Raw genomic sequence first — 20641 nt, forward strand, 5'->3', positions numbered from 1 at the left:
CTGAGAAAAACCAACGCACAAAAAACGGAATCGGTTGACCCATCGTGACCGCTCAGCGTACAAAACTCTCTCCAGCGTGAAGGCCGTGTGCAAATCGGTCACGATCACCGTAATGACCGGTCACGTTCGCCGGAATACGCATGATACCGGCATATCGGGATATGTTCAGGGTTCATTGCGTGGTGAAACGGGCAATAGCTCTTCTGACACTGAGCAGGCTTCTCGCGAAGAAGGTAGTAGTGTCTCTCAAAACGATAGCGGAAGGCTCGCTTTCGCTGAGGATGGTACGTTGTCGGTTACTGGCTCCGATGGTGAACGATACTCAGTTAAATACAATGAAGGGGAAGCCCGGCAGGTTCTTGAAAGCCGTGCAGGTGAGGATCGTGCCTCGATGCTATATGCTGCATCGACCGATTATCAGGAAGCTGTACAGGCTCAGCAGAAGGCACACGAAGAGTGGACTGCAAGTAGATCGGGCTCTTTGCCCACACCAGCTAATCCGCAAGTCGTTTCCGATATGCAAACTGACATGACCAATCTGCGAGGTCGTGTCGACCAAAAAATGGGAGAAGACCAGGCTGAGATAGATGGTCAAAGAGCCGATGTAGTTGGGACGGTTGGTGCTAACACTTCTGATGTCGGCGCAAGGGCGGGAGATGCCGCTGAGGCCACCGCTCCTGTCGCCGATCGGGGTGTGCGTGATCTTTCTGTCGATACCGGAGCACAACTCGACAACATACAGTCAGCTGCTCAAGCACCTGTAGAAAGGCCGGACGATTACCATGTGGTCGATAATGGGCAGTCCTTATCCGTGGTGGATAGGCGTGATATAGCGGCTGCGGATCAGGCAAACGCTGATGCTCTGATTACTGGAGGTCCAAGGAGTAACATCCAAGTCGGAAATGACACTTTTGTTCCTACCTTCTATACACAGGACGAGAGCGGCCAAGCTCAGGCTGTCTACGCTGTTGAACGTGAAGGTGGCCATGCTTATTACCAGTACGGCGGGGATGGAACATTTGAGCCTGTCGACGTAGCGGTTCCTCCCACTCAGGATCAGATCGACCAACAAGCGCAGACTGGGGCTACTGTTCAATCTATGGAGGCCAACCTGAATAGGTGGCAGCTCCGTGAGGATCAATCAGCTTCTGAATCGCAGCCAGGGAATGAGCAGCCTGAAGGCCCTGCGGACGATCAGGCATCCACTGGTACTACAGGGGTTGCTCCTGGGCCTCAGGGAGGTCAACAGGGTGCCTCCCCCGGCCAGGAGCCGGGAGCAACGACTCAGGGGGGCCAGGTGCCCCAGGCGTCCGCCTACGGTGCCGAAGCCGGTCAGCAGCCGGGGGCAGTCCCGCAGCCGGGTGACGTGCCCCAGGCGTCCGCCTACGGTGCCGAAGCCGGTCAGCAGCCGGGGGCAGTCCCGCAGCCGGGGGCAGTCCCGCAGAGTGGCGGTGAGCCTTGGGATTCGACTGGGCAGGCGCAGGAGGCCCCTGAGCCGAGAAGTGGCTGGTCCGGCAATAATAGTGGTGGTTCAAATTCGAGTGGTGAGCCACCAGCGTCGGCTCAACAACAGGAACAGCCCCCTGGCCAAGATGAGGAAATTGATCCCAGAGAAAATATGGACTCAAGGTAATGAAAAGCCCCCGCAGATTGCGGGGGCTTTTTTAGGCGTTACGGATAAGTTTCTTGTAACGGTGGAGGAAGATCATTTGCAGAATGAAAAATGCAATGAAGGAGGCCCAGATATAGGGGCTGTTATGGCTTATTACCCCACCTTGATTAGCGTTGGTGTGATAAAGAAGAAAGAGGAAAGCCACAAGGTTGAATCCTAGAATTAAATAGACGTTAACCTTGGCTCGCCACCGGATCGCCCTCACAACGCTTTCTTCGTCTGCTCCAATGAGATGGTGAAGCTCATTAGCGATCACAGAACCGCCAGTGTGTGATGCAGCCTGACGACGAGCATTGAGCGCCCGTTGGCGTTTTGCATTTCGCTTATTCTTTGCCATAAATCACCCCCGAGCGTTTGGTCATTCTTTATGGTTAATTTAAGTATACGGTACGACGTTTTCAATGTAAAACTATAAACTACTTCCTTATCTTGTCGGCGGGGTCAAAATAGCTGCGGGAATGTGAGAGGTGACTAATAAGATCAAGGTGAGCATGTATGATCGTTTTGACAAGCCAAAGCATGTAGCCCGCAGCAAATTTCACTACTTCCACGATTCCCTTTGACAGTATATCCATTATCGGGCGGAAAACCTCTTTGACGCCTGGTAGTACGCCTAAAAGGAACATGGCGAATATTGCGATAGTCCCCCAGAATACAATAGTTATCATCTTTGCACCTCAAGCTACTTCAGTGAGAAATTCATTAAGCCGATCCTCAAAATTGAGTGGCTGCTTGTTCGCTGGGATCTTTTTATTGTGCTTGACGGCCTTGAAGGATGGTATTTTCTTTGGGTAGTTAATCATTGGGGTTCTGAGGTGGTACATGCGCGCTCCCATCATCATTACCGCATGACCCATATCCATGGCTCTTAACTGGTCGGGCGTGACACGAAACTCCTCGATTTCACGCCAGCTTTCCCCCATGCCACCGCCGTCTGACATGCTTGACTGAGGCGTTGTGCGAAGATACTGGGCGCTTTCACCTTGATTGGCCGAAACGGACACCGATCGCTGGAACCGTTTTGTTTTGCCGAGAATTTCAGCCGCCTCCTCCGGGCTATCCTTCGAGCCAAATTTGAAGAATATCTTGTTCCAGGTGTTTTGGATCACAATGTCAGCAAAGTCAGGAGAGACACGGTTCAACTGGCTGAACGACTGAAATGCTGGTATGAGGGCGATGTTTGCCGAACGGGCTTGCTCAAAGAGCCTGCCTACGCCCTCCATAACATAGGCACCCATCTCATCGAGCAGAGCAATGAAATGTTCTGGCCGTTCTCCTTTAGGAAGATCCTGTATATGGGCAACGGCAGATCGTATGTCCGATACAATCATCTTGCCGAGATTCAGAGCAGCGGTGTCCTTCCCCATTGTTGGCAACGAAACATAAAGCATGTGCCCTTTGCGGATGATCTCTGTAAGGACGATCTCGGGTGCATACACGTTAAATACTTTCCCGAATTTCCCTTGTGCAAAGAGCGCAATGCGGCCTGCCATGCCTCCCAGCGTCTGCTTCATGCGGTTGAGGTCAATCTTCGTCCCTTCCTTGGTACGGGTGCGGAATTGATCCAGGAAGATCGAGAGGGCTCGCCTTTCAGAGCCCTGGGGTGTCATCCGTTCGAGGTTTTCAAGCGCCTTATCCGATTGTAGTAGGATGGAAAGATCACCGAAGTGGTAAAGCTGACCGGAGGCTTGCAAGGCTGCGATGATGACAGTCAAGGCGTGGTTGGCCGACTGTCGGTAGTGATCCGCGCCAGGGTTGTTTTCGGCGGAAGGGATCAAATTCATGAGGCGGGAGGCTACCTCATCTGGATCACCATGAAGGACGGGGTTATAGGTGTTAGCATTGTCAGGATCGGAGACATCGATGATATAGAGTTCATCCTCTCGCCCGGTCACTTTGGCCATGTAGGCGAGGTGGTCACGAGTATCGCGATCGATCTTCGCATCGATGAATAGCCAGCCCCCACCTCTTGCTGTCTGCTGCCACAGGATGTACTCACCAATGGTCGTTTTACCCACGCCGGATTGCCCCACGATCGCCGTGTGACGTTTCCCGAGGTTGTCTGGCATGTTGACTCTGGTGTTCTTATCGGTTGTCAGGCCAATGTGCAGGCCACTACCTTTGTCATCAATCGGTTCGTCAGACGGAAGAACAAACCCTTCACGCGAATCTTCATCGATCCTCTCAAGGGTCGCCATGGCTTGGCTCCAGGTGAGCTGGGCCATGCCAATAGTGCCCAGGAGCCCCGCAGGCCACACAGGCAGCGCTCCGGCTGCCCAGGGGGTGGCTGTGGCCACCCCAGCTGCGATCGCAGTGAGAGCCAGTGCATCCCTCCTCCCGGCAATCATGGGCAATCCTCCAAAATCACATCATCAGCCTTGAAGATCCCGGCTGCCCATGAGGCAGGAGCAATATGGCTCTTTGAATCTGGTAGCGGGGCTTGGTGACAGCGGATCGTTGGTGTCGCTGAGGGATCGGTACTATGAAGGCTGATCAGGTGCCCTGGGTAGGCAGCGAAAACAAGCACCCCAATATGGCCATGGGGCAGCTCGTGAGGGGGTTGGCCACCAAGGTTCTCGAACCATGCCGTCTGCCACTCAACCGCATCATAGGTAATGATCGATTTATTCGCTATTCCTCCAGAGTCAGGGCCACCATAAAGACGATTGCTTTCCCCTTCCGGCTGTTGGGCGTATGTACTTGCTGAAATAAGCAACGCTATGAATGCCGTCATAGATGCTGAATCTCTTAGGCTCATCATTTGCTGTTCCTGTCATAGTATCCGCTTGGAAGTTTGTCTCGACTGCCAGCCCCACCCACGCTTGGTAGCATAGTGTCTGGTAGGACGCGCCCTCCAGGAACGAGAGAGTCAAGAAAGGTATTCCACATGCTGTATTGGAATCTTTCGGTGTAGGCATCTCCAGATGTTGTGACAAAGGTTATTCGGCCTGTGTAAACTACGCTCCCATTAGGCGTTATAGAGCCTTCTTTTGTTCGATGCCCGTAGGTATGAAACGCAGGCGTCCCAGGCGTCACAGTAGTGATAGAGGAGCCATCGCCCCAGTCTACAACTGCCTTCTCGACTTGCCGAACATTCCGCCCGCCATGTTCAAATGAGGTATATGTCACAGCTATATCTAGCTTGGTTTCCAGACCAACATATCCGTTGTTTGGGGTAAATCGGAATGGTTTTTGGCCAGCATTCTGGACGACCTCCTTGGATGAAGCACTGCCTGAAGCCAAGGCATTAGCTTGATCAGTTATTCTGTCTATCGGGCTCCCGTAGGAGCCCGTAGAAGCTAGAGCCAAGCCAAAGCAGGTAATAACTCGCTTGGTTAGTTTGCCCATGTCTGATTGAACTCCGCTTTAGCTTTTTCAGACAAAGTTTCGACATATTCAGAGAAATCCATGTCGCCAAGGTCTAGCGCAAGAAATTCGTCAATGGTGAATCCTGAGCAGTCTGGTTTGTACTGGCGGTCGTAGGTTGTAGATGCCTCGGCCACACAGCTTCCCAGAACCTCGAGCATGCACGGTTCATACTTCTTCTCCGAGTAGGTATACCAAGGCTTTGCCGTCAAATTCACCTCCACGGTAGCTCGGAATTCACACTCACTGTCAGTGCAACCCCCCGTGAGTGTGACAGGCGGCGTGCTATTGACATAGTTGTTCATGTCGCTGATGTTGTTACTAATGTCTACCTCTGTCCATCCTGAGTTATACCGACATTGGTAAGATGACCCAATGCACATGCGAAGTCCTCGAGTTGGACTGTCTGTGCCGAGCGGATTTGTATACGCCTCAAAATGGACATTGTTGTGCGCCCATGAAAATTCACCCCATCCTGTATTCGGAAAGTTGATGGGCCATTTCATATCAATGGGCACACGCATTTGCCCTCCAGCCCCTGCCTTCCAGGCATGAACATCGTATTCGCAAGAACCATCATCGAAGCAGCCACCTTCCACTACTGAATAGCGGTTGATCGCACGAACGTGGTGGTCCTCAGCTGCTAGGCGATGTGTCTCCCAGCCTGGGCTGAAGCCATATACAGGATGGTCGGGTGGGCTCCCGCATGTGTCCTCTGAGCAGACTGCTGCATATATGTCTGGGCTTGATGGACAGTCATAGCCAGCCAGCATGGAGTTGGTATAACCCTCTTCAGTTGAACACTCTTCCTTCCATTTCCAGAACCTCACGCGGTTCCCGTTCACATTCAGCTCGTTTGTCCATCCTCCCGAGGACTGGTAGAAAGGGAAGCGTGCAGTTTTTGTCTCAGCACCCCCTGCATTTTGAGCTGCAAGCTGTGCTAGTTGCTCTCGCCCTTGCTCCTGAATTATTCGTGCCAGCATGGAATCAAATTCACACCAGCGCTGATATTCATCCACCTGGGTTTGAGTATTCGCCAGAGACCAAGGCCTAGTCCAGTGTGAACATATTTGCTTCGCATACGCCATATCCCCCTTGGCAGGGGCGTTGTAGACATAGTTTGCAATCGTGCAAAGCGTGTTATTTGTCGGAACAAACCCAGGCGTTACCTGGACAGCTCTTTTGGCCATCCTGGCTGCTGCCAGCTCAACATCCTCAAGGTCGCAGTAATCCGCGCCGACACCTGTGGCCATGGAGATGAAGGAGCTAGTGAGTACGACATCCTCAGGATCATCCTGACAACATTCCATGTGCTCGATAGCATTGAGAATATCAGCAGCCGCAGTGCCTGCTAGAACTGCGCCCAATGGGCCACCGTAAAAAGTAGCAAGCGCGGTTCCAACCGTTGCATTGAATTCCATCATGCGACGGAAATCACTTGTAATAGCTTTGCACTCACGCTTGAAGCCGGAAAAGATGCGCATGTTGTCATCCAAGCCGCCTTCCGCCGCAATCATGTCCATAACACCAGCTGCGGCTATAGCATCTGAGAAAGCACCCTCATCATCGCTTACCTCAGGCATCACCTCGTAGGAGCTGGGATCACACTTTCCTTCCTCGCGGCAGGAGTATGTCTGCTCTTGTCTGACGCAGAGGCCATCTTGCTCCTTTGTGCATTCGTACTCGGTAATGCTGCAATTCGGGTCATTGTTGCACCGCGGAGTTTCACCTATATAGCACCGCTTCCTGACTCGTTGACCGATCACATTACCAGAATCATCTAGTATATCTTCGCTACTTATGTCAGGTCCGCACCCGTAAGAGGTGTCAGCATTACAGGTCGATTCACTTTTCTGCCACTCCTCCTTCCAGCTGTCAGGCAATATATTTGAGTATTGTGTGAAGGTTCCTGGGTATGTCTCGTCAAAGGTATTGACCAGCTCCCATTCATCACTGTTGTTCAGTGCGTCAAGGTTGCAGCTATTGCTATAGGGGTCTCCGTAGCACATATACGTGACAGAGTATCGCCAACAGTTCCGATGCACTGTATGGCCGTTAATCTGGCGAGGTGCATTGTCTACACACACCTCCCCTGCCCGATAACATTCCGCATAGTCATTGAGATTTTGTGCGCTTGCATTACCAGTGACAATCACCATAGCCATTAGCGCGAGCGCTCTGATCGCGTACAGCATCAGTTTGTCTCCGGTCGACGTTGCTCAAAGGCATCACAATTTTCAGTCACGGTGTCCTGAAAAATCGGCGCCGCTTCGTCATAGCTATATTTCTTTGTGCTATCACTTGGGTTCCGCCGATAGTGAATGGTGCAGCGTCCATTGCTACACGTTTGCCTTATGTAATATCCAGACGGGGCACCTGGCATCAGCTCTGGGTAGTGCCACCCCAAGACACGAGAGTATTCAAATCGGAAGGATGACCGCCAGCCGTCTCCGTCCTGATTAAACTGGTAGACGAGACAGTTGAATGGGTGGTTACAAGCCTGGCAAACGAATCTCCGGTACAGATTGGAGTAAGGCTGCCATTGGTAAACAACCTGTCCTGGCGTACAGGCCTCACTACCGACTTGCTGGACTTGAAGTTTACGCTCACAAGTAAACTGAGCAGTCTCACGCTGTACGTCGCACGTTTTTGATTCCGGCTCACAAGTTACGAGTCGAGTAGGGATGTCGACGGTACATGTATCTGTTGTGATCCGATCAGGCTCACACTGCCCGCCGCCGTCGATGTCCAGGAAGTCTATCGTTCTGGGGTCATCAGGATTGCATGAAACCGGAATATCGCCTTCGCTGAACAGCTGGTTGATCTGTCCCCCCAGGCACTTTGAACGGTCCTCTGCATACTGACTGCCCTGATCGAAAGTCGGGTTGTCCCGGACATCCGCGATGGTGTTTGAGGGGTGATTAGGATCTTGATTGACGCGATCGTTGCCCTGTTGGCGCATGTTGTTGCCGCCCCAGGCATCTCCATGCAGCTGGTGCATCGTCATCACACAGGATGTTCCTGAGCACTCAGCCTCGACTCGGTATGCACCGTAGAGATCGCCGCCGCTGAACGCGGCCTCGCCCCCTGCCGGGACTTCTCGCGTCTGCGTATAGCGATCGTCGCTGCACCGGATGCCTTGCGTCAGGGCATCACAAACGGCGACTCGCAGCCTCTGCAAGTCACCGTCATCGGATTGCTGACACTCTTCGATATTGACCCGGATACCACCCGCCGTCAGTCGAGCGCCGTCACGGCACCGGAAATTCCGCTGCTGCTGTTGCTTCACCTGGAGCCCAACCTCGCCCCCCAGCTCCCCCGAGGTCTTGGTGTCCTCAAGGCCCAGGGCTGAAGTCGCTGACTGGAAGCTCTTACCAGGGTCGAAGTCTTTTGCCCAGGCGCCCCCTGCCCTCAGGCCCGATTCACTCGGCCCAGCTATCGCGATAGTGCTCAATGGCACGAGGGCCGCCATGGCGACCCCCGTGAAGAGCTGTTTCAGATGAACGCCCTTCGGCATGCTATTCCTCCCAGAGATGGTCAGTGTTCTGTCCCTTCGGCCCCACGGCTGGCCCCATTGGCGTGTCGTAAACTTCACGATCTGAGCCTTCGTACCGCTCCTTGAGACGTTCCGCGTTGCGTTCAGCCAGGTCATCGGTGAGTGATTCCCACCGCTCCGAGCCGATACCCGGCTGCTCGGACGCGCTGAGTGCCCCTTCGCCTTTCAAGGCATCGATGTACACGGCTGCATTGCTGGCCCCGCGGTCTTGGAACTCCTCTAGGGCATATAGGGCTGTCACTGACCCTTCGACCTTCCAGTAGGAGTCTGGGGCCGCCTCCGGGCAGGCTTTGTAGTCGAATGCCTGGCCATTGATTTCCCCTGTCCTGGGCTCTGCGGTTTGGCAAACTCCCATCGGGTCTTCTTTGGCAAGCACGATGGTTGGCACGCTGTCGACCGCATAGGTGTCGAACAGACGGGGATCTATCTGGATCGGTGCAGTCATCCCGCCTGGACGCAGCACCTTCAGCAGCCGCTCCATGGTGAATTGCCTGAGGTCCATCCCCGGCTCTACCCCCCGGAGCACCAGCTCACCACCGGCCCGAGCGGCATCGAGGGCATAACCGCGGATCATGCTTTCCGGCATTGAGAACGAGATGAAGAAATACAGGCGGTCTTGTTCACCCAACCCAAGCGAGCCGCGCAAGGCCTCCCATTCGGCTGCCATCTCTGGGTCAGCAATCCCGCCTGTCTGGCCGGGCTTACGGATGTTGTCCACCATGGCAGCCCCTGCGGCCTCCCCCGCAGAGTTGGCGCTACCTGCCCCCATGGCTTCGAGAACTCGCTCTGCGCTTCCCTGGCCAGGGAAAGGAAGCTGGGCTGCGCTCTCGCCTTGAAAAGCCGAGAACGCGCTGTGAGCGGCTTCCTCGGGTGTCTTTTGCCCGAGGGCTGTTGAGCTGGTGAGAACCAGTGCAAGGAGTGTCAGAGAGCGCAGCATTGCTTACCTACCCAGATCAGGAATGCGGAATCGGTACGGACGGCTGTGTTGGCGGGCGGCATCATCCCCCACCGAAATTCGGACATGCCCAGAACAGCGGTTTGGTTACTCGCGACCGGCGCAACCGGGTCGATCCTGTACTGGCTACGGATCATGTTCGGCAGATAGACCGACTGGCACTCGGCCCATGGGCCGATGGTGGAAAGCAGACCAGCCATCCGGGTCTTCCGCTGCATGTACTTTCCGAGGACGTGCAGATTGCCCCCCTGAGGAGAGCTGTGTGTCGGGCTGGAGCCGGTCAGCGGGTACAGGACGCCTTGCGATCCCTGGCACCAGAACATCATGTCAAGAGGTCGACCGGCTGCTGAGGCAACGGCGTCTGGAATGCAAGAAAGAGCGCCAACCGGGTTAGCGAACAGGGCGGACTCAGGAAAGGCGATCGAAGTCCAGGTATCGTCCTGCCAGGTGGGATCTACCTCGGTGAGATCCGCCAGGTTGAACCCCGAAGTGTTCATGCACCCGAGTGAACTCATCATGTTGAGCACACTGAACAGGGGGTAGATATACCAATGAACCTGCATCCTGGTGACGGAGCCGTGGTCACGGCCGGAGCCATACTTCTGGTTCGAGGTTTGCTCGTCATACCCCTCGAGCACTTGCACCCCGCCCAAGGTCGACATGCAACCGGGAGTGCGTGCCACCTCGGCCAGGAAGGTGGGCTCCCAGTACGTCATCCCAATCCCAGGCATATCCACACCGTAGGGGCCAGGGCACATGCAGATAGGGTCCATGTGCATCAGGGGCGGGTTTGAACCACCCCCCATGGATATGCCCGCCACAGTCACCGGAAACATGTTGTTCCAGTTGGGGTCGTTGATCGGATTGAACACCTCCCCCTGGCAAGCGGCTGAGCCTGTCAGGGGAGAGGCAGTAGCTAAGCTGGCCGCGGCCAGTGATAGGGCAGCCAGGCCGGAAAGGACCGTTCGTTTCATGGCAGGTGGGCCTCCAGGGTCTCGACATCGTAGGGGTAGGCAAAATGCGTCACTTCGATGGCGTCGGGACGGCTATCCCGCACGCCAGCCAGTGAAGGCGTGTGAGTGATGCCCAAACGGTCGAAATGCCATTCCTCGGCGAAGTAGACGGCACGCCCCAGGTCAGCAGCCAAATCGCCGGGATCGCCCGCGGTCACAATGACGGTCAGGTTGACCGGGTGACGCTTCTTCAGCTCCACGGCCAGTTCGCGCTGCCTGTCCACCCGTAGATCGACAACGAGGAGCCAGTTCTGCGGGCGAACCTTGTCCAGGGGATTAACCTTGGTGCCTGCCTCGTAGATGGTGCCCCACTGATAAGTGCCGTCCGGTTGCCGCTTCAGCGCTTCGATGTCTTCTTGAAGGGTGTAGGAGGGGTCTACGAAATGGGTTTCGGTATGCTCGGCGACGGGTACATACCAGTCGGGGATGTCGTTGGTGTGTGTCTGGGCCTGACCCGCCAGGTGCTCATGGACTGAATCCCAGTCGACGCCATGAGCTTCAGCCACGATGGCCAGACGCATATCCGGCTCGCCGATTTCCCAGGTAGGCCCGAGCGTTCCGAGATCCTGGTCAGCGGCCAGGGCGGTACTTGAGAGCGCTACCGTGAGCGCTGCAATTTTACTATACTGTACTACGATTTCCATTTTTCAGCCGTTCCAATCTGCGGTAGACACTGCGCTCGGTCATGTCAGCCGCCGCAGCGATTTCGGCAGCCGACAAGCCTTCACAGTGAAGGGCAAGCAGGTTCTCGTTGGACAGCCCTGATCGAGCTGAGCGTTTCGGAAGGTCGATGAGGTGGGCTGAGACGGTGGACGTGGGTTCAATCTCCACGGAAGCCTCAGTATCGATCTCGTCGTTGAATTCTTGGGTAAAGCCAGGGATCTGTTCAGCCATCAGATCGTACTGCTCAGCACGGGGCTCACTGTCCGCCTGACCCGCCTTATGGACAGTGACGGGGAGTACGGTATGCCGGCGCCAGGTGCTAATGGCCAGGAAGGCGGCTTCGCCCGCGTATTTCATGATGGCATCATGGGAATAGCTGGCGTCGTACTCCCGCCCAAGCCAGGCAAGGTAGATTTCCTGGCGCATGTCGTCCTGCCATTGCCGCGGTATGTGCAGACGGGAGGCGGTCCACCCGACCAATCGCTGCATTTCGGATGGCGGTTGTTTCGACAAGTATTCAAAGAGGTTAGCCATGCGAGACACGCTCCTGAACGACCTGATCAATACGCTTGAAAGGCATGGCTGCGAGATCAAAGTGAGCATCCCCACGACCCGTGGGCGTGCTGAGCGCAGCTCGACGGATAGCGACCTGGGCCGGCGCATCAATACATTGCGTGACGAGTACGGCATGACCCTGGCCAAGATCGCCGAGCTGCTGACCTCGAAGCTCAACAGCAAGATTTCCGTGGCATCCGTCAATGCCTGGACTGGTGGCGTAACCCCTCGGAAAGTCCCCTACGAGCGAGTGCAGGGCGCCCTCGAGGAGATCATGGAAGAACATGAGGCAATCGAGGGCGGCGCATGGGTCGCCGCTGATGAGGTCAAGGCAACGGTGGATCGCTGGATGGAAGTGATGACCCCACGACAAATCGCCGTAGCCGCCGACGAGGCTGTGACCTCGATTCGGAGCTGGCATACGGGCAACCATCGGGTGCTGCGTACCAAGTGGAACCGTGTGGTCCCTCTGGTCGAGCAAATGCGTGAGGTCATCCAGAAGCGGCATGGTGAAACCTAGCGCCCCATGCCCTGTTTTGGCTGACCGTGCTTGCGGTCTTCCTCGCCTGTGGTGTGATTTCTCCCACCCCCACCATCACGAGGCTCGCCGGCCGGGGCCTCACCCCCCTGGCCTTGCTGCTTGGCCTCTTGCTTGGCCTCTTGCTTCTCCTTCCGCTCCTGGTCCTTCAGAAACCGCTTGAACTCGCGGTCCCTGTCCATGACGTTCCTCAGCATTAGGTCGACCAGATCACTGGTCGAAACCTTCTCGCCGAAGGTGAGCTGGTACAGCTCACGGTATTGATCCAGCCGATTGATCGTGGATTCAGGCAGTTGTGCCTGAATCTGCTTTTTGGGGTCGTGCTCTACGCGGCCAATGAGCATTTCGGTCTCCTGGGTTATCATGACGACGAAGCAATCTTGCAGCTACGCTGACTGCTGCGGATAGCCCGGGACCGTTAGAAATCGTTATCTGGTATAGCTACATGTTAGTGGCGTCGAATTCCGGCGTATGGGAGAGAGCATTGGATCACGACAATGAAAACGACGACCTGAAGAAGGTCATTGAGGCCGGAAAGCGCAAGCCTGGCCCCGGCCCGAAGGGTGGGCAGAAGGGAAAGCCAAAGGGGCCGCGGAGTGACTACCTGCAAATCGAGCCAGACACCCCTGGCTACAAGCTGGTACAAATCATCTTTGAGCGGGCGGTAAGCGAAGGGATCTCTACCACTGAGCTGGCTGAGAGCCTTGGCATAGCACCCTCCACGTTGAGCCACCTGAAAACAGGCCGTCGCCAGGCCAGCAGCTTGGGCCGGGATGTGGTGGAGCGATTCGCGGAGTGGCTGAACTATCCCGTGCTGGCTGTCATGATCCTGGCCGAGCAGGTTCGTTTGGAGGACTTCTACTCGCCTCAGAATGACCTGGATCGTGCAATCGACAGGGCGCTGCACTTCATGGCTGATGATCCTGAGTGGGGCGGTATGATGCCCAAGGATCTCGATGGGGCCTCAACCCACATGAAGCTATGGAGTGTCTGGATGTACGAGCGAGCCACCAAGACTCGGCTGATCACGGGTGGCGTTGACTACCTGGACCTGTTGAAAGCCATGGAAGATTTCAGGGCTGACCACCCCTCGAGCAGCTAGGCGAATCCCCTTACCAAGGTCAGGGGACGCCTGAGCGGCGTGCCGACTGGCTTCAGTAGACAGCCTATGAGCCCCGGCCCTGGATTGGCCAGTACGGGAATCGATCCCCGTTCCCATGACTTGACTATGATTACGGGAATCGAACGGGTTAGACGCATCTTGCCGACTGGCTGAGATAGAGCATTCCGTTGGTGCTCTCATGAGAACCGCTCCTGTAACGCTCTTCATGGTGCTCTGGTAAAGCTATATCAGGGCACATATTTGGGCATAATTAGTTGGCATATCAGCACTTTTTCAGCGTTCCTAGTAATGCTCGATCGCTGCTTATACTGAATGCTCGAGACTCTTTCCACATACAACGAAAAGCACATGGGCCGCTCCGCGGCCTGGGTACGAGGCAAGCCTCGAAATGCCTAGCCCTGGTGGCTTCCTATCCTGCAATTTCGCCCGCATGGACTTCGTTCTGTGAGGGCTGTAAAGCTGCGCTGTGGTGACCATGCTTGGGCACTGCCGCTTGCAATACGAAAAGCACATGGGCCGCTCCGCGGCCTGAATACGAGGCGGGCCTCGAAATGCCTAGCCTTGCTCGATCCAAAACCCGGAATTCGCCCCAAAGGCACTTCGTTCTAACTGGCCCTGGCTGCTGTCGCTCACGCACCGAAAGCGCCAGCCGCAGGCCCGGTGGCATGGCCTCCCCACACCCCGAACAGCACACACTCGCCGTGGTCGCTCACGCACCGAAAGCGCCAGCCGCAGGCCCGGTGGCATGGCCTGCCCACACCCCGAACGGCACACGCTCCCCGTGGCTGCTCACGCACCGGAAGCGCCAGCCGCAGGCCCGGTGGCATTGCATCTCCACACCCCGAACAGCACACACTCGCCGTGGCTGCTCACGCACCGGAAGCGCCAGCCGCAGGCCCGGTGGCATTGCATCTCCACACCCCGAACAGCACACACTCGCCGTGGTCGCTCACGCACCGGAAGCGCCAGCCGCAGGCACGGTGGCATGGCCTCCCCACACCCCGACAGGCACACACTCCCCGTGGTCGATCACGCGCCGATAAGGCGTTCGTGAGGTCGTCACCTATGCCCGTTGGGGATGCCCTCCCGCAGTACGCTCGTACCCCCTAAGGATGCAGCCTGGCGATCGCACACCCATGTCGCCTGTAGTGCCCGTATATGCCATCTCGGATAACGCTCTATGGGACGCTCTGGCGGTGTCTTATCGCTCTATCTGCCAGCCAAAAAAAAGGCTCCGCGAGATGCCCCGGGAGCCTGTTTGCCGCTTGTCAGCGATACCGTATCAGGATGCTCTACTCACCCTCCCCTGTGTGCTGAAACCCTAGGTCGGGACGTGTACTGCGAGCTGCACCGATGGCCTTGTTGATGCGCTTCAGGTGATCGATAAAACGGGCTCTACGCTCGATCAGCGCCTGTGCTTCAGCAATCAGTTCGCGGGCCTCGTCGGGGATGCTTTTCGAGCGTGCGGCGGTGCCTGGGCGAGACAGTCGAACGGCAATCCACTTGGAGGCGGACTGGCGGTTATTCTTCTGCTTGTCCATCCACTTCACCCACACCGGATGCGGGCACCCAAGGCACCCGTACCCGCAGCGGTTGAGGTCCATCAGGACGGCGCCGTGTGAACGCGGCTGAGCGTCACGCAACCGCTCATGGAGTTCTACTAGCTGGCGGTTGTACTCCCCCATGATGGCCGTGATGTCATGACTCAGGGCGCCTACCATCTGGGCGGACTCGTCCAGGTAGGTTTGCCTGTCTACCGTGCGTCTATAACGCGACTTGCGCTGTGTCGGGGAAGCCCCCTCAGTGTTGCTGGATACGCTATCGGTCATGCGTCATTCCTGTGTCACCTACCATGTCCATAGCTGGTGCCATCCCCCCAGTGAGAGAGAGTCCAAGCTGTGTTCTTTCGCCCCCTTCCTTGGCGAGGGGAAGGGCCTATTCGAGCGGCATGCAGGTGGTCGATCTGGTGTGTCTATCCCCGCCCAGGGGGTGCCCGGGCGGGCCTCGTGCGCGGCTACCGCGGGTGCTCGCTCAGGAACAGCCGGCACTCCTTGATGCAGGTGCGGGCGGCCTCGGGAATCTTGACCCCGTAGCGCTTGGCGGCGGCTTCAGCGGCGGCCATCATCTTGGGGGTCGGCTCCCCGTTCTGGAGGTGCTTGTCGATGAACGCTTTGCACTCCCTGAAGGAGGTCAGCTCACCATTCAAGGTGACGCCGTTCTCGTCCGCCAGCCGCATCGCCAACGCCTTCATCTTGTCGGTAGGCGGGGGCGTCTGCTGCATCACTTCATCCAGGAATGCGCGGCAGGTGTCGAAGCTGTGCTCAATGCCTTCAGGCAGCGCCAGATCACGCGAAGCAGCGATCTTCCGGGCAGCGGCAATCATGTTCTCGGTCGGTGCGTTGGTGGCCTCACGAACGGCCTCGGGGGCGTTGTCCATGGTCTCGATAACCTCGTTGATGCGGGTGGTGATGAAGTCGCGTTGCTGAGTGATAAAGGTGTCGCGCAGCCGCTTGGCCTCGGCATCGCTGGAGGCGTTCTGGATCGCGTCGAGTTCGCGCTCCCAGGCGGCCGTCACGCGGACATCGGAGAGCATGCGCGGGGTGTTATCGATGAAGGCGCGGCCTCGGGGAGTGGACACGATCAGCTGCTGCTTGCCCTTGCGCTGAGTGGCGATGTACTCGCGATCGAAGAGCGTCTGAATCACCGTGTCGCGGGTGGCCGGGGTGCCGATCCCCTCGGCCTTCTTGAGAGCCGCGGCATCCTCGCCTTCTACCTGTCGTCCAGCGTTGAGCATGGCGCTCAGCAGGGTGTCCAGCGTGAAGTGCTTGGGAGGCTCCGTGCGGGCCTCGTGAAGCCTCACGGCCTCGATGGGCAGGCTGGCGCCGGATGCCAGCGGGGGGAGATCCTTTTGCGCTTTCGGCGCCTGGAACGCGGTCATCCAGCCCGGGTCAACGACGCGCTTGAAGGTGCCGGCGAACAGCGCTGGCTGGCGCTCCAGTACGTCTTCCACATCGACGCTGGCGCTGACCTTCAGTGACTCGACCGTGGCCGGTGGGAGCAGCGCTTGGATGAACTGCTGGGCACACGCCAGGTAGACCTTTCGCTCGGCGTCTGAGCGTGCCGACAGGTCCGGTGTCTTGTGCGTGGGGATGATCCCGTGGTGGTTCATCGGCTTGTCGGTGAAGCACCGTGGGCGCGGCACATCGGCCCCTTCCAGGCAGTGCCGGCGACCCGCCAGGCGTGCTGGCGCCATGAGCCCGTCATCGGCCTTGGCAGCGCCGCCCAGGATCGCCAGCAGGTCATCCCGGTTGTAGAGGCTGGCAGGCAGCTCTCCGTGCTCTGTCCGGGGGTAAGTCAGGTAGCCATCGCTCCGCATGGTGTCGGCCGCCTTGAGGGTCTGCGTGGCCGTCATCCCGTGCTGTTTGGACATGTCGCGCTGGAGCGCGGTGAGGCTGTACGGAAGCGGTGGGTGCTTGGCGGTTTGCTTGGTGTCCGCGGCCAGAATGTCGGCCGTGTCGGCGCCCTCGAGGCGTTGTGTGAAGGCCTCCATGGCGTCCCGGTCCAGGAACAGCGGCTTGCCATCGTCCTGGAGCTTGATGCCGCTGGCGCCAGCAGGCGGATCGACCGGGGCATAGCTCAATTCGCCACCGCCCAGGGTGATCTTCGCCTGGTAGTGGTCGACCGGGACGAAGCCCTCAATCGTGCGATCGCGATCGACCACCAGCCCCAGGGTGGCGGACTGCACACGGCCGGCAGAAACGACGCCTGCCTTGCCCTTCCCCTTGCCCAGATCCTTGCCCATGAGCCCGATGCGGGCGGACGCGGTGTAGGCCCGAACGAGGTACTGCCAGAAGCCATCGGCGTTGGCGCGGGCCTGCTGGGCTCGCCAGTAGGAGATGGTCTCCCCACCTTCCCGGAGGCGCTTGGCCGCGGCCTGCACGTCTGACGCTTCCATGGAGCCGGTGAGCCACATGCGCTTCACCATGCCCCGGTATTTCGCGTGTTGCAGAACCTCGTAGCCGATCGCCTCCCCCTCACGGTCGGGGTCGGTCGCCAGCCACACCTCACTGGCCTGGGAGAGGGCTTTCTTCAGGTTGCCCAGGTACTTCTTCCCCCGGTCTGTCGGGGTCTGCGGAAAAGCGGTAGGCAGCGGCAGCAGGCTGCGTGGATCACGCCAGTTGGCCTCAGGGCTCACAACGGCAGGCTCGACCGGCGCCAGCAGGTGGCCAGCCGCCCATACCAGCGTCAGGGAGACCCCATTCCAGGTGCCGGTATAGGAAGAGCCGTTGCGTGTCAGCCCCAGGGCAGGGGCTATCTTGTCTGCCTGATCCGAGTGCTTCTCACACAGAATGAGTGCTTGTGATGTCATCCTGTTGGTTGTCCTTCGGTAGGGATTGTCGAGCGGAATATCGCCCCGCTCGGGAGCATGCCGACAATACGATGTCTTCCATTCCCTGGGTGTGTTGCATTCCTATAAATCGTCGTCTAGTATAGCAACACATAGGCAGGGGAAACAGAGAAACCCCTGCCGACCGAATTACGCGGAGTGCGCCCGTGGCTCCTCTCTCTCCCCTGACGCGGCTTTGGGGATGCGCATCAGCCGCCTGGTCGTCCCGGTCACCGGGGCTACCGGAGAGCCCGCTGAGCAGCCCTGATCCGGCTTCTCTCTCTCACACCGCTTAGTGGGCTCCCCCGTAGTAGAACCAGCGCTTCAGTCGGGCGTGTCCCGGGCGTGCTAATAGGCCGCGCCGCTCTGCCAGAGCCTATTGACTCCCACCCTGCATTTGCCCGGCTCTCCCCAGCCGGGCTTTTTTTGTGAGGTAGCACCATGGACAACCTGGAGCAGTTGAGCGGAGTGGTTGCCGATGTCCGTTTCGTGGGCGAGGAGGGATTCCAGATCCTGACCGTGCGCGATGAGGCGGAACGCGAGGTGACCCTGGTGGCGGTGTGCCAGCCGCTCAATGAAGGGGAGTCGGTAGAGGCTCATGGCGCCTGGACGACCCATCCCCGCTTCGGGCAGCAGTTCAAGGCCGAGAGGCTGGTGACCCAGGTGCCCCGGGAGTCGAAGGCCCTGGGCGCCTACCTGGCCAGCGGCAAGGTGGCCGGTGTCGGCCCGACCTTCGCCAAGCGGCTGGTCGCGCACTTCGGTGACGGCCTGCGGGATGTCCTGGGCGACGAGAAAGCCCTGCGAGCGGTGCCCGGTATCGGCAAGAAGAAGGCCGCACGGATCGCCGGCAGCTGGAACGAGTATGAGGAAGCCCGGGAAGCCCTGATCTTCCTCCAGGGGCACGGCCTCGGCGCCTCGCGGGCCATGTCGGTATTCCGCCAGCTGGGCCAGGACACCATCGCGAAGGTGTCGGCCAACCCCTACCGGACCTTGCTCAAGACTCGCGGCATCGGGTTCCGCATCGCCGATACCATGGCGCGGTCGATGGGGTTCGAGCTGACGCACCGGGATCGCATCATCGCCGGCCTGCGTCATGTCGTGGATGCCCGCTCAGCCTCGGGCCACACATTGGCAACCTCGGGGGAGTTGGCCTCGGAAGGCGCGAAGCTCCTCGAGGTGGATGTGGCACGCACGACCTCGGTGGTTGAGCTGCTGCTGGCGCACGAGAAGCTGGAGCAGGTGGAAGGTGGGCTGGTGGGATTGCCGGCGCTGATCAATGCAGAGCGCACGGTCGCCGCTGCCCTGCTGGCGCGAGCGGTCACCTGGGAGGACAGCGGGCTGGCCAGTGTCGATGGCGAGCTATCCGATGGGCGCGTGCTCAGCGACGAGCAGCGTGAAGCCCTGGTGACCTGTCTGGCTTATGGCGTGGCGGTGCTCACGGGCGGCCCGGGAGTCGGCAAGACCACGGTGACCGAGGTGCTGGCGCAGACTCTGGATGACAGTCGCTATGAGCTGGCGCTGTGTGCGCCGACTGGGCGAGCCGCACGCCGGATGAGCGAGGCGACCGGGCGACCCGCGACGACCATTCACCGGCTGCTGGGGGCTGGCGCCAACGGCTTCGAGTTCAATGCGGACAACCCGATCGAGGCGGACGTGGTGATCATCGATGAGGCCTCGATGGTGGACGTGCAGCTGTTCCGCGCCCTCGTCGTCGCCCTGCCCGACCACTGCCGGCTCTACATCATCGGTGACCAAGATCAGCTGCCCTCGGTTGGCCCGGGGAACGTCCTGCGGGATGTGATCGCATCGGGGCGAGTGCCCGTCGCCCGGTTGCAGCAGATCCGCCGCCAGGGGGAAGGCTCCCAGATCATTGTCCAGGCGCACGCCGTCAATCAGGGACACCCGCCCCAGTCTGTCCCGGGTAGCGACTTCGAGATTGTCGCGGTGCCCGAGGGCAGTGACCCGGAGCTGGTCCTCCAGGAGGCGTTCCGCGTGGCCACGACCGAGATGCTGGCGCACGGCTTCGACACCCTGCATGAGGTGCAGGTGTTGACGCCCATGCACGGTGGCCCGGTGGGCACCCGATCGCTCAATGACGCACTGCGGGCCTACCACATCCCCGGCGACCGGGGCTCGGTGACGATCAACGGCCGGCGCTGGGCGGCCGGCGACAAGATCGTGCAGACCGAGAACGACTACAACCGGGAAGTCTTCAATGGCGACCTCGGGTTCGTGGTGGCGGCCGACCCCGAGGAAAAGACGGTGCTGGCGCGATTCGAGGACCGGGAGGTGCTGTTCACCAGCGATGCCCTCGGCAAGTTGCAGCTCGCCTACGCCATGACCGGCCACAAGGCCCAAGGGTCGGAGTTCCCCGCCGTGGTGATCCCGCTGGCGCGATCGCACTGGCACATGCTCGAGCGGCAGTGGCTCTACACCAGCATCACCCGGGGGAAGCGCCGCGTGGTGCTCGTGGGCCACCCCTCAGCCATCGAGCGAGCGGCCCGGCACGTCACCGGGCGGCGGCGGCTGACCTCCCTGCCGCTGTGGCTGCGCCAGCCCACCCCTGCAATAGAAGAAGGAGAGCCGCATGGCCAACCGAGCGCTTGATGGCGCCGAGAGGAAGGGGCGGGAGGCACGCGACCGTGGCGACCCCCGGCACGCCTGTCCCTACAACGACAACCGGAAGGACTGCGGCCGGCTGACCTTTTCGCGGGCCTTCCGCAATGCCTGGCTGCACGGCTGGGAAGACCGAGATCGCGAGCTGGCGCTGGCGCCAGCCGCCACAGACAACGGCGACCCTCGCCCCTGACCAA

The 20641-nt window shown here is 58.8% G+C and carries 18 protein-coding genes; 5 read left to right on the forward strand and 13 right to left on the reverse strand.

Annotated features, from left to right (window positions below; genetic code table 11):
* The first annotated feature begins 529 nt into the window (after positions 1-529).
* A complete protein-coding gene (locus tag AC13CY_RS04255) occupies positions 530-1633 on the forward strand; it encodes a hypothetical protein (RefSeq protein WP_483052335.1) in 1104 nt (367 codons plus the stop codon).
* Positions 1634-1664: 31 nt separating this feature from the next.
* On the opposite strand, the gene AC13CY_RS04260 is transcribed toward AC13CY_RS04255, so the two are convergent.
* The 9 genes from AC13CY_RS04260 to AC13CY_RS04300 all read right to left on the reverse strand — a co-directional run bounded on the left by AC13CY_RS04260 (position 1665) and on the right by AC13CY_RS04300 (position 11759).
* On the reverse strand, positions 1665-2009 hold the full coding sequence (locus AC13CY_RS04260) for a hypothetical protein (RefSeq protein ID WP_074214926.1): 345 nt from the start codon (positions 2007-2009) through the stop codon (positions 1665-1667).
* Positions 2010-2349: 340 nt separating this feature from the next.
* Positions 2350-3870: a type IV secretory system conjugative DNA transfer family protein gene (locus AC13CY_RS04265; protein ID WP_228219489.1), complete on the reverse strand. Its 1521-nt coding sequence runs from the start codon at positions 3868-3870 to the stop codon at positions 2350-2352.
* A 146-nt stretch (positions 3871-4016) separates the two neighbouring features.
* Positions 4017-4433, reverse strand: a complete 417-nt coding sequence (locus tag AC13CY_RS04270) for a hypothetical protein (protein WP_074211788.1) — start codon at positions 4431-4433, stop codon at positions 4017-4019.
* A gap of 574 nt (positions 4434-5007) precedes the next feature.
* Positions 5008-6621, reverse strand: a complete 1614-nt coding sequence (locus tag AC13CY_RS04275) for a hypothetical protein (RefSeq protein WP_371858623.1) — start codon at positions 6619-6621, stop codon at positions 5008-5010.
* A gap of 611 nt (positions 6622-7232) precedes the next feature.
* Entirely contained in the window at positions 7233-8555 is a 1323-nt protein-coding gene (locus tag AC13CY_RS04280) for a hypothetical protein (protein WP_074211786.1), read from the reverse strand.
* Position 8556: 1 nt separating this feature from the next.
* Complete coding sequence (locus AC13CY_RS04285; protein WP_158414255.1) at positions 8557-9315, reverse strand: type-F conjugative transfer system pilin assembly protein TrbC; 759 nt, start codon at positions 9313-9315, stop codon at positions 8557-8559.
* Positions 9316-9515: 200 nt separating this feature from the next.
* A complete protein-coding gene (locus AC13CY_RS04290) occupies positions 9516-10523 on the reverse strand; it encodes a TraU family protein (protein ID WP_022524162.1) in 1008 nt (335 codons plus the stop codon).
* Complete coding sequence (locus AC13CY_RS04295) at positions 10520-11206, reverse strand: hypothetical protein (protein WP_022524163.1); 687 nt, start codon at positions 11204-11206, stop codon at positions 10520-10522. The genes AC13CY_RS04290 and AC13CY_RS04295 overlap by 4 nt, the downstream gene beginning before the upstream one ends.
* Positions 11184-11759: a hypothetical protein gene (locus tag AC13CY_RS04300; RefSeq protein WP_053857262.1), complete on the reverse strand. Its 576-nt coding sequence runs from the start codon at positions 11757-11759 to the stop codon at positions 11184-11186. Before AC13CY_RS04300 ends, AC13CY_RS04295 begins: the two co-directional genes overlap by 23 nt.
* Between AC13CY_RS04300 and AC13CY_RS04305 the strand changes: the two genes are divergently transcribed.
* The gene (locus tag AC13CY_RS04305; protein WP_022524165.1) at positions 11758-12300 is read left to right on the forward strand and encodes a hypothetical protein; all 543 of its coding nucleotides are present in this window, start codon (positions 11758-11760) and stop codon (positions 12298-12300) included. The two genes, AC13CY_RS04300 and AC13CY_RS04305, sit on opposite strands and share 2 nt — an antisense overlap.
* Here AC13CY_RS04305 and AC13CY_RS04310 read toward each other — a convergent pair.
* On the reverse strand, positions 12297-12683 hold the full coding sequence (locus AC13CY_RS04310) for a DUF2274 domain-containing protein (RefSeq protein ID WP_082116937.1): 387 nt from the start codon (positions 12681-12683) through the stop codon (positions 12297-12299). The two genes, AC13CY_RS04305 and AC13CY_RS04310, sit on opposite strands and share 4 nt — an antisense overlap.
* 119 nt (positions 12684-12802) lie before the next feature.
* Here AC13CY_RS04310 and AC13CY_RS04315 point away from each other — a divergent pair, with 119 nt between their 5' ends.
* Positions 12803-13420, forward strand: a complete 618-nt coding sequence (locus AC13CY_RS04315) for a helix-turn-helix domain-containing protein (RefSeq protein ID WP_074214923.1) — start codon at positions 12803-12805, stop codon at positions 13418-13420.
* Positions 13421-14150: 730 nt separating this feature from the next.
* Here the strand turns inward: AC13CY_RS04315 and AC13CY_RS04320 are convergent.
* The 3 genes from AC13CY_RS04320 to AC13CY_RS04330 all read right to left on the reverse strand — a co-directional run bounded on the left by AC13CY_RS04320 (position 14151) and on the right by AC13CY_RS04330 (position 17810).
* Positions 14151-14348: a hypothetical protein gene (locus tag AC13CY_RS04320; RefSeq protein ID WP_483052336.1), complete on the reverse strand. Its 198-nt coding sequence runs from the start codon at positions 14346-14348 to the stop codon at positions 14151-14153.
* Positions 14349-14733: 385 nt separating this feature from the next.
* Complete coding sequence (locus AC13CY_RS04325) at positions 14734-15270, reverse strand: hypothetical protein (RefSeq protein ID WP_074211784.1); 537 nt, start codon at positions 15268-15270, stop codon at positions 14734-14736.
* A 185-nt stretch (positions 15271-15455) separates the two neighbouring features.
* Complete coding sequence (locus AC13CY_RS04330) at positions 15456-17810, reverse strand: DNA topoisomerase (RefSeq protein ID WP_074211783.1); 2355 nt, start codon at positions 17808-17810, stop codon at positions 15456-15458.
* A 459-nt stretch (positions 17811-18269) separates the two neighbouring features.
* Here AC13CY_RS04330 and recD2 point away from each other — a divergent pair, with 459 nt between their 5' ends.
* Both recD2 and AC13CY_RS04340 read left to right on the forward strand, forming a co-directional pair.
* Positions 18270-20435 carry an SF1B family DNA helicase RecD2 gene (gene recD2, locus AC13CY_RS04335; protein WP_230834744.1) on the forward strand — a complete coding sequence of 722 codons (2166 nt, stop codon included), beginning with the start codon at positions 18270-18272 and terminating at the stop codon, positions 20433-20435.
* Positions 20416-20637, forward strand: a complete 222-nt coding sequence (locus AC13CY_RS04340) for an Rmf/CrpP family protein (protein ID WP_230834743.1) — start codon at positions 20416-20418, stop codon at positions 20635-20637. Before recD2 ends, AC13CY_RS04340 begins: the two co-directional genes overlap by 20 nt.
* The last annotated feature ends 4 nt before the right edge of the window (positions 20638-20641 follow it).

The sequence above is a fragment of the Vreelandella sp. L-15 genome (assembly GCF_056857635.1).

What these genes read in the sequence shown, in the direction of transcription:
- AC13CY_RS04320 (WP_483052336.1), bottom strand. Translation starts at nt 14,348, where the DNA reads ATGCCACCGGGCCTGCGGCTGGCGCTTCCGGTGCGTGAGCAGCCACGG.
- AC13CY_RS04290 (WP_022524162.1), bottom strand. Translation starts at nt 10,523, where the DNA reads ATGAAACGAACGGTCCTTTCCGGCCTGGCTGCCCTATCACTGGCCGCG.
- AC13CY_RS04300 (WP_053857262.1), bottom strand. Translation starts at nt 11,759, where the DNA reads ATGGCTAACCTCTTTGAATACTTGTCGAAACAACCGCCATCCGAAATG.
- AC13CY_RS04325 (WP_074211784.1), bottom strand. Translation starts at nt 15,270, where the DNA reads ATGACCGATAGCGTATCCAGCAACACTGAGGGGGCTTCCCCGACACAG.
- AC13CY_RS04270 (WP_074211788.1), bottom strand. Translation starts at nt 4,433, where the DNA reads ATGATGAGCCTAAGAGATTCAGCATCTATGACGGCATTCATAGCGTTG.
- AC13CY_RS04265 (WP_228219489.1), bottom strand. Translation starts at nt 3,870, where the DNA reads ATGGCGACCCTTGAGAGGATCGATGAAGATTCGCGTGAAGGGTTTGTT.
- AC13CY_RS04280 (WP_074211786.1), bottom strand. Translation starts at nt 8,555, where the DNA reads ATGCCGAAGGGCGTTCATCTGAAACAGCTCTTCACGGGGGTCGCCATG.
- AC13CY_RS04330 (WP_074211783.1), bottom strand. Translation starts at nt 17,810, where the DNA reads ATGACATCACAAGCACTCATTCTGTGTGAGAAGCACTCGGATCAGGCA.
- AC13CY_RS04340 (WP_230834743.1), top strand. Translation starts at nt 20,416, where the DNA reads ATGGCCAACCGAGCGCTTGATGGCGCCGAGAGGAAGGGGCGGGAGGCA.
- AC13CY_RS04275 (WP_371858623.1), bottom strand. Translation starts at nt 6,621, where the DNA reads ATGCCTGAGGTAAGCGATGATGAGGGTGCTTTCTCAGATGCTATAGCC.
- recD2 (WP_230834744.1), top strand. Translation starts at nt 18,270, where the DNA reads ATGGACAACCTGGAGCAGTTGAGCGGAGTGGTTGCCGATGTCCGTTTC.
- AC13CY_RS04310 (WP_082116937.1), bottom strand. Translation starts at nt 12,683, where the DNA reads ATGATAACCCAGGAGACCGAAATGCTCATTGGCCGCGTAGAGCACGAC.
- AC13CY_RS04285 (WP_158414255.1), bottom strand. Translation starts at nt 9,315, where the DNA reads ATGGTGGACAACATCCGTAAGCCCGGCCAGACAGGCGGGATTGCTGAC.
- AC13CY_RS04255 (WP_483052335.1), top strand. Translation starts at nt 530, where the DNA reads ATGACCAATCTGCGAGGTCGTGTCGACCAAAAAATGGGAGAAGACCAG.
- AC13CY_RS04305 (WP_022524165.1), top strand. Translation starts at nt 11,758, where the DNA reads ATGCGAGACACGCTCCTGAACGACCTGATCAATACGCTTGAAAGGCAT.
- AC13CY_RS04295 (WP_022524163.1), bottom strand. Translation starts at nt 11,206, where the DNA reads ATGGAAATCGTAGTACAGTATAGTAAAATTGCAGCGCTCACGGTAGCG.
- AC13CY_RS04260 (WP_074214926.1), bottom strand. Translation starts at nt 2,009, where the DNA reads ATGGCAAAGAATAAGCGAAATGCAAAACGCCAACGGGCGCTCAATGCT.